General features: G+C 60.3%; 3 protein-coding genes. All 3 read right to left on the bottom strand.

Translation table 11 applies throughout. The features are described 5' to 3' along the window. Window positions 1-549: SDR family NAD(P)-dependent oxidoreductase (locus ACIP1X_RS28575; RefSeq protein ID WP_400755936.1), on the bottom strand; the 549-nt coding region annotated here is incomplete at its 3' end. Window positions 550-565: 16 nt separating this feature from the next. Further along, complete coding sequence (gene fabD, locus ACIP1X_RS28570) at window positions 566-1,504, bottom strand: ACP S-malonyltransferase (protein WP_212543787.1); 939 nt, start codon at window positions 1,502-1,504, stop codon at window positions 566-568. A gap of 123 nt (window positions 1,505-1,627) precedes the next feature. Then, on the bottom strand, window positions 1,628-2,595 hold a 968-nt coding region (gene plsX, locus ACIP1X_RS28565), incomplete at its 5' end, for a phosphate acyltransferase PlsX (RefSeq protein ID WP_400755935.1).

Raw genomic sequence — 2,595 nt, 5'->3', positions numbered from 1 at the left:
TACCGAGTTGACCGTAATCGAACGCGAACCGACTTCACGCGCCATGGCACGGCTGAAACCTTCCAGACCGGCCTTGGCGGCTGCATAGTTTACTTGGCCAGCGTTGCCCATGGCACCCACTACCGAGCCAATACTGATAATTCGACCCCAGCGCGCCTTGGTCATGCCGCGCAGAACGCCCTTGGACAGGCGGAATAGACTGTTCAGGTTGGTATCGATCACGTCGTACCACTCATCGTCTTTCATGCGCATCATCAGGTTATCGCGGGTGATGCCGGCATTATTGACCAGGATCGCCACTGGCGCACCGAACTGCTCCTGAATGCTCGCCAGCACTGCACTGACCGATTCATCGCTGGTCACGTTCAGCTCAAGGCCAGTGCCCTGAATACCGTTTTCCTTCAGGGTCGCAGCAATGCGCTCAGCACCCGAAGCCGAGGTCGCGGTGCCAATAACGATGGCGCCCTGACGACCCAGTTCCAGCGCGATGGCCTGGCCAATGCCACGGCTTGCACCGGTGACCAGTGCAACTTTACCTTGCAGACTCATGCAAGTTTCTCCTGATTCAGGCTTGCGCTGCGCGAGCGGCAGCGAAAGCGTCTGGGGTATTGAGGTTGGAAGTCGCCACGCCTTCAGCGCAACGTTTGTTCAGACCGGCGAGGACTTTGCCCGGGCCGCATTCGACCAGATTGGTCGCGCCCTTGGCAGCCAGTGTCTGTACCGATTCAACCCAGCGCACTGGCTTGTAGAGTTGTTCGAGCAGATCACGCTTGAGGGTTTCCAGATCAGCCGGCACTTGCGCGCTGACGTTCTGTACCACCGGAATCTGCGGCGCCTGCCAGTTAATAGCGGCGATGGATTCGGCAAAGCGCTCGGCGGCCGGACGCATCAATTCGCAGTGCGACGGCACGCTCACCGGCAGCGGCATCGCGCGCTTGGCACCACGAGCCTTGCAGCCTTCGATGGCGCGCTCAACGGCAGCCTTGGCACCGGCGATAACGACTTGGCCAGGCGAGTTGAAGTTGACGGCGCTGACCACTTCACCTTGCGCAGCTTCGGCACAGGCTGCCAGCACGTCAGCGTCTTCCAGACCGAGGATGGCGGCCATGCCACCCTGCCCGGCCGGAACCGCTTCCTGCATCAGCTGGCCACGGCGCTCAACGAGCTTCACCGCGTCAGCCAGCGTCAGGCTGCCAGCGGCAACCAGCGCGCTGTATTCACCCAGGCTGTGACCGGCAACAAAGGCCGGACGCGCGCCACCTTCTGCCAGCCACAGACGCCACAGGGCGATCGAAGCGGTCAGAATGGCCGGTTGGGTTTTATCGGTTTGATTGAGCAGCTCTTCCGGGCCCTGCTGGGTCAGTGCCCAAAGGTCATAGCCCAGAGCAGCGGAGGCTTCTTGGAATGTTTCGAGGATCAGCGGGTATTGCGCGCCCAGCTCGGCCAGCATGCCGAGGGACTGCGAACCCTGTCCTGGAAAGACGAATGCGAGGGAAGCAGACATGTAACAAGCCCCTAATGATCTTGTCGTCGGATAATGACGCCCCGCTTGGGGACGCAAGAAACTGACAGTTGGATGGCCCTTTGAACCGGGCGGTCACATTTAAGCATTGTCCGACGAAAACGCCTAAGACAACAAATCCTCCAGACGACCGTGGAGACGCTCGGGCAAGTTCTCTTGAATCTCGATCAGCGCACGCTGGATCGCACTCTGGAAGCCCTGAACACCGGCCGAACCGTGACTTTTCACGACGATGCCCTGCAAGCCGAGAAAGCTTGCGCCATTGTGTCGCGCCGGCGCCAGATCAGCCTGCAAACGCTTCATCAATGGCAGCGCCAACGCACCCACCGCACGGGACGCCAGATTCTTTTTGAACAGCGCCTCGATGCGCGCAGCAATCATCGTCGCCAGGCCTTCGCTGGATTTGAGCAGAATATTGCCTACGAAACCGTCGCACACCACCACATCCGCCTCGCCGCGATACAACCCGTCGCCTTCAATGAAGCCGATGTAGTTGATGCCACGAGCAGCCTGCAACAACGTCGCCGCCAGTTTGACCTGCTGGTTACCCTTGATGTCTTCAGTGCCGATATTCAGCAGCGCCACACGCGGACGATTGATCCCCAGCGTCTGCGCCGCCACCGAACCCATTACCGCAAATTGCAGCAGATGCTCGGCACTGCAATCGACATTGGCGCCCAGATCGAGCAACTGGCAAAAACCCTTCTGCGTCGGAATTGCCGCCACCATCGCCGGGCGATCAATACCCGGCAAGGTCTTCAGCACAAATCGCGACAGCGCCATCAACGCACCGGTATTGCCGGCACTGACACAGGCTTGCGCCTTGCCATCACGCACCAGCTCCAGGGCGACACGCATCGACGAGTCCGGCTTGCCACGCAGGGCTTGAGTCGGTTTTTCGTCCATGGTGATGACTTCGCTGGCACCCACAATCGTCAGGCGCGCGCGATCGGCAGCCGATTGGCCGTGGATCAATTCTTCAAGAAGGGAGGGTTGACCGACGAGGGTCAGGTGCAGCGAGGGCGTAGCAGAAAGGCAAGCAAGGCTGGCCTGAACAATGCTGCGGGGACCGA

The sequence above is a fragment of the Pseudomonas sp. NPDC088885 genome (assembly GCF_044750025.1).
GTDB lineage: Bacteria > Pseudomonadota > Gammaproteobacteria > Pseudomonadales > Pseudomonadaceae > Aquipseudomonas > Aquipseudomonas rustica.
This window is presented reverse-complemented; position numbering and strand designations above follow the sequence as displayed.